The organism is Amphibacillus sediminis NBRC 103570 (assembly GCF_001552275.1).
GTDB classification, from domain to species: Bacteria; Bacillota; Bacilli; order Bacillales; family Amphibacillaceae; genus Amphibacillus_B; species Amphibacillus_B sediminis.
Genome location: NZ_BCQW01000024.1, coordinates 40,333 through 46,433 on the forward strand (window position 1 = coordinate 40,333; position 6,101 = coordinate 46,433).

General features: G+C 38.0%; 5 protein-coding genes. All 5 read right to left on the reverse strand.

Annotation, left to right across the window (positions count from 1 at the left end; all coding sequences use genetic code 11):
• Positions 1–162 precede the first annotated feature (162 nt).
• Positions 163–1,350: an acetate kinase gene (locus ASE01S_RS12670; RefSeq protein WP_067842993.1), complete on the reverse strand. Its 1,188-nt coding sequence runs from the start codon at positions 1,348–1,350 to the stop codon at positions 163–165.
• 134 nt (positions 1,351–1,484) lie between these two features.
• Complete coding sequence (locus ASE01S_RS12675) at positions 1,485–2,456, reverse strand: class I SAM-dependent methyltransferase (RefSeq protein ID WP_067842998.1); 972 nt, start codon at positions 2,454–2,456, stop codon at positions 1,485–1,487.
• Between the two features lie 307 nt (positions 2,457–2,763).
• A complete protein-coding gene (gene ytfJ, locus ASE01S_RS12680) occupies positions 2,764–3,174 on the reverse strand; it encodes a GerW family sporulation protein (RefSeq protein WP_067843002.1) in 411 nt (136 codons plus the stop codon).
• The gene (locus ASE01S_RS12685) at positions 3,174–3,701 is read right to left on the reverse strand and encodes a DUF2953 domain-containing protein (protein ID WP_067843005.1); all 528 of its coding nucleotides are present in this window, start codon (positions 3,699–3,701) and stop codon (positions 3,174–3,176) included. The genes ytfJ and ASE01S_RS12685 overlap by 1 nt, the downstream gene beginning before the upstream one ends.
• A gap of 304 nt (positions 3,702–4,005) precedes the next feature.
• Positions 4,006–5,628 (reverse strand): amidohydrolase, encoded by a 1,623-nt coding sequence (locus ASE01S_RS12690; protein ID WP_245630379.1) that lies wholly within the window; start codon positions 5,626–5,628, stop codon positions 4,006–4,008.
• Between the last annotated feature and the right edge of the window lie 473 nt (positions 5,629–6,101).

The following is a 6,101-nucleotide window of genomic DNA, read 5'->3' on the forward strand; positions in this document are numbered from 1 at the left end:
TTCTGTTTAATGAGGTGAAGCTCTAAGATGCAGATCACATGATCTAACAGACTTTTTCTTCTGAATGGTAAGATAAGCTTTGCTAAGCTTGAAAGCTAACAAATATTGAAAAAGGTGAGAAAAGTTAACTATGACTTTTCTCACCTTTATTATACCCTGTATTTATTTAGCTAAACGCTGAACATCTCTTGCAATCATCACTTCTTCATTGGTTGGAATGATCAATACTTTAACTGGAGAATGTGGATAATTAATAAATGCTTCCTTACCACGGACGTCATTGCGTGCAGGATCCCAATAAACGCCCATAAATTCTAACCCCTGCAGCACACGCTCACGAACCGCTTTACTATTTTCGCCGATACCAGCAGTAAAGATAATAGCATCAACACCATGCATTTTAGCTGCATAAGAACCAACATATTGATGAATTCGACCAGCAAAAATCTTTAATGCTAATTCAGCACGTTGATCACCTTTACTTGCTTTATCCTCAATATCACGTAAATCACTTGAGAAACCTGAAAGTGCAAGCATTCCACTTTCTTTATTTAAAACATGTAAAACTTCATTTACATCTTTACCAGTTTTGTCCATGATATATGGAACTAACGCTGGGTCTAAACTTCCAGAACGTGTTCCCATTGTTACCCCTTCAAGCGGAGTAAAGCCCATTGTTGTATCAATTGATTTACCATTTTGAACGGCAGCAACACTAGCCCCATTACCGATATGACATGTAATCAAGCGTAAGCTCTCTAATGGTTTATCTAATAAATCAGCAGCTCGCTCAGACACATATTTATGGCTAGTACCATGGAAGCCATACTTACGAATACCAAAATCCTCATAGTATTCATATGGTAAGCTATACAAATAGGATTCTGGTGGCATCGATTGATGGAAAGCAGTATCAAAAACAGCAACTGCTGGTACATTTGGTAAGATTTCTTTAAATGCCTTTATTCCTGTTAGGTTAGCCGGATTGTGTAATGGTGCTAACTCAGATACCTTTTCAATTTCTGCGATAACCTCATCCGTTACAAGGACAGAATCACTAAAGCGTTCACCACCATGAACAACACGATGACCTACACCATCAATTTCATCAAGTGATTGGATTACACCAGATGCTTGAAGCTTTTCTAATAATAGTTGCACAGCCTTTTCATGGTTTGGGATATCGGTTGTGATCACATCTTCTTCTTCACCATATTCTAATGTGAATACTGAATTGTCAATTCCGATACGCTCTACTAGCCCTTTTGCCAGTAGCGTTTCTTCTGGCATCTCAATTAGCTGAAACTTTAATGAAGAGCTACCAGCATTAATAGAAATAATTTTACTCAAAATAATTCAATCCTTTCGGTTACCCTATAGTCTATTTACATACCACTTATATTCTAACGAACAATCGACATAAAATGCAACTTGAAACTTAAATGGAAACGATAACAGCTGATAATTTTTAATTTTGCGAATAGTTAATATCCCTCTTCTTCAAACCATTGATTCATTTTCATGACCATACGTTTAGTCGCTTGGCTGTCTTTAAATGAAGGTAATTGAGCCATTAAAGCTTGTTTAGGGGCTTTAACACCATCTGCTTTCTTCTGTAAAATGAACAAGCTCTTGGCTTGACGTTCTGATTTAAAAACGGTCGCAGGTAACTGAAGTAAGCCAATAACATAGGCTTCCTGCTGAATTAATGTATGTATTTGTTTCGCCTGTGCACTATTAAATAAATGATTAGGGATGACAAAAATCAGGTAACCAGCTGGCTTTGTATAATTAAGGCTCTGTTCAATTAACAAATGATGGGCATAGGTATGGTCATCTGTAACACTGACCTGATACTGTTTTGCTAGCTGATCATCTGGATAGTAGCCGACAGGCAGGTCAGCAATAACCAAGTCAACTGGATCTAACAATAGTGGTTTTAAGCTATCTTGATGAAAAAATTCAATTTCATGTTCTTGCATACTAGCGTTTAATGCAGCCAGCTGAATATAGGTTGGATCAATCTCACTTCCATATGCTTTTATTGGCATATTCAAATGGTTCATAACCGCTGTTAACAAATTAGCTGTACCTGAAACAGGGTCAAATAGAGTTAAGTTTTTTTGTTTGCCTAGTAGTTTTTCCACGAGATAACTGACATAGAGAGCTACTGTGTCTGGTGTCATGACATGTTGATGCTGAACCGCACCCTTCATACTCTTTAATAATAATAAGTGAATTAATTTACGAATTTGCTCACGATCAAGTTCATCAATAGAAATGGCTTTAGCTAATTTTTTTAGCTCATTAGTCGTTTCTGGATCATTTTCATCTACTATTGCTAGTAAAAGCTCCATACTTTTAGTTAATGCGTCCATGTATGTTAAATCATAAGCTGTTGATATCCGCTCGATCAGTGAGTCCCATTGTTGAAAATGTTGTTCAATTACGTCCATGTTTCAATCCTCCTTTTCCAATAAGTTAGTATAACATAGTGTTGCTGGAACGTCTTGTCTTGAACCTATATTAATAGAAGATGTTTTGCTCAAGGTACTTGATAGTTTAGCTCGTTTATCACAATGTCAGAATATTTGTGACCTTATCTCTAGCCAGGCTTTGATCTAACTTCTTACATATTAAGCATTAAAGTGAAACTTCGTTCAGTGGGGATCGTATCAAGAATCAAGGCATTATTCATTTTCGCCGTGCTGGAACTGAGGTATACGCGACAATTATTAAAGGAAAAAAAAAAGACACCATTGCTTAATGATGTCTCGATCTTCGATTATCCATAAGTTCTTTGATTTTTTCAAAAGCCTGTGGGGCAACTTCGATTAGTTTTTCATAAATATGTGAGTGCTCTTGTAGATGAATTAATTCATTTCCTTGTTTATGCATAACTAGAAAGGCTATAGGTGTAATCGAAACACCACCACCACTTCCTCCGCCAAAAGGGAGCACTTCCTCATTCGATTGATCTTGACTTGACGATTGGCCATTAGAAAATTCACTACCACCAGCTGCAAAGCCAAAGCTTACTTTTGATACGGTTATAATTGTACTTCCATCAGAAGTTTGGATGGGGTCACCTATGATTGTGTTAACATCAACAATTTGTTTAAGCTGCTCCATAGCAGTTGACATTAAGCCTTCAATCGGATGATCTTGATGCATTAAATCAACAACTCCTTTTTCCGTTTTCGTTTAAGATATATATAGATAGCATTTCCCAGCGAAACAGAAAACATGCATTGACAATGACTATCAAAAGTTGTCGTTCGGTAATAAGGAGCAACAGAAAAATTTATTTCGCTTAGCTTTGGGAAAAAGTATAGCAAAGCCGCCTTAACAAGACCTTTAAAGCTCAAGATTAAAGCGGTCAAATTTGCCGTATAGGCAGCATTTTCTACACCAATTTTAGTTTGCCAGCATAGCTCTTTACATGTCATTTTTTCAAATGCACCTGAAGGCAGGAAAGAGAAATCTGTTTGTTTTGTACCAGCTAAATCTACTAATGAGCTTATCATTTCATCGAATGAAAAATGATACGTTTTATCATAAATTGGCATAAACAAAAACTGATAACTTAACTTGAATGTAATCTCATCTGATACATGTAAGGTTAGCCTGATAATCAAAGGAGCAAATAGGCAAAGTATGATAACAACGACTAAAATCACGCCTAGCAACAAAATGAACACTTCAATCAACTCCTGGCCTATTTTACAGCTACTTTGATTAGTTTTAACCAATATTGCGATTCAATACTAGTATTTACTATTTAATCAATGCAGGCTTTGGCGTACCTGTGCCCAGATTTTATCAAGCGTCGCTCGATTTTCACTGTATGGCTTTGGCGAAGGCTTCAGTCAAGGGTTTACACCTTACTGAATCGAAATCAAATAGGCATTCATCTCACCACTTATAAAGTAAAACTACATTCAGTGGGGGCTTCGACGCATAGGATGTGCTAAGTTGAAAGATGTTGTCCAAAAGCCAAAGAAGTTACAGATTTTGATAAACAATGGCTTCGTCAACCACGGTCATTGCCACATCAATATCATGAATCGATTCAGGATCAACCTTAAATGGGTCAGCCTTTAATACTGTAAAATCTGCTAAATAACCTGGCTTAATTTGGCCAGTCCGTTGTTCGTTGCCAATCGCCCACGCACTTCCTCTTGTGTACATTGAAATTGCCTGAAAAACGGTTAAACATTGTTCAGGATTATAGACATGTCCATCCAAATTTGACCGACGTGTTACAAATGCCTCGATACCATAAAGCGGGTTGACCTCTTCAATTGGTGCATCTGACCCACCAGCACAACGAATTCCTGCATCTAAGAAACTTTTCCAAGGATAGGCATGACGTACTCGTTGCTCTCCCAGTCGATCAATAACCCACGGGAAATCTGATGAGACAAACGTCGGTTGAACATCGACCGTCATATGAAGACCTTGCATTTCTTTAATAATGGAATCATTAACAACCATACCATGAATAAGGCGATCTCTTCGGTTCTTATCTGACAAGGGGTGTTTTTTGAGCAATTTCAAAACGGTCTGAATGGCTTGATCTCCAATGGCATGAATCGCTACCGGTAAATCCATTTGACGGGCTTGACTTATTAATGCTTCAAGTCTTTCCGGTTCATGAATAGCCAACCCATTATGACTGGGGTCATCAGTATACGGTTCATTTAACCATGCTGTCCGTCCCCCTAGTGCTCCATCGGCAAAAATTTTCATCGCTCCATATTCAAGGTAATCTGACCCATCTTTATATTTCAATCCTCGCATGGCAAACTGATCAATGACAGCATGATGAACCAATAAATGTGTGCGAAACCTCCGCTTTTGATCTGATAAACTCATTTGGTATGCGGAAGAAACTTTAGCAAAGCTATCATGACCGTAATAAGCTAAATCCTCTGTATGCCCACCTACTAAACCAAGGCTTAATAAGTGATCGATAGAAAGGTCAATTAATTGCTTTAGCTGATCAACTGACCGTTCAGGAATCGCTTGTTTAATTAAATCTTGTGCATTATCTAAAAAATAGCCAGTCATTTCACCCTTGTGATCACGGACAATTTTGCCACCTTGAGGGTCTGATGCACCAGCTGAGATTTGAGCCAAATCAATGGCCAAACTATTGGCGATCAAGGCATGACGACAAATTCGAGTTAAAACAATTGGATGATCACGTGATAGCTGATCAAGCTCATGACAACTGATGATTCGCTGTGTCTCCCATTGATTATCGTTCCAGCCCTCGCCAAATAGCCACTGACCTTTAGGGAATTGATTTAGTCGCTTTTTTATTAATTCCAGAACCTGTTCAGCACTTTGACAATTTGATAAATCAAGGTGTTGTAACTTCTCCCCTTGGCCAATGATATGTAAATGGCTATCAACAAAACCTGGAAATGCTGTTGCGCCATTCAGGTTAATTTCCTTGTCAATTTGAATCCGATACTGACTTTTTAAAGTCCGATAATTACCTGTTTGTACGATCTTGCCTTGATCGGTAAAAACAGCTTCAACCCTCTCAGCAAAATCGCTCATCGTATAAAAAGTACCTCCATACCAAAGTGTCCCCATGTTAGCATCAACCTCTCTCATCAAGTTAATCTTTATCGCAGTGTCATTGGCTGGGGTTGCGAATACTCGCCCCATCGAAGAGCTTTTGTAAGACTCCCACTACAAGGAATACGTCATGGAAGTGGGAGATCCAACAGCGTTCAGTGGGGAAGAGAGGAAGCTGACTAAGTTTGCGACGGCATGTTGCAACGTCTACACTAGCACTCCCATGCGTCTAAACCCCACTGAACGAAGTTTCACTTTATTATCCACCAATAACTTATATCGAGTTTAGATGGCATTGCTTTCTACTATTTTAAATTAAACATTAAAAATAAGGTACCCTAAATCAACTGGAAAACAAGGCTGAATTTAGGTAATATTGTCTCTGTTGTAATTATTTAGATACATAACCACTTTGTCATTAGCAACGATAGCTCTAGCATAGACAGGTTATAAAAAACAAGTTTTAGATATGATCCTTGGCATCTGTGGAACTGATTTTTAAACGAAAA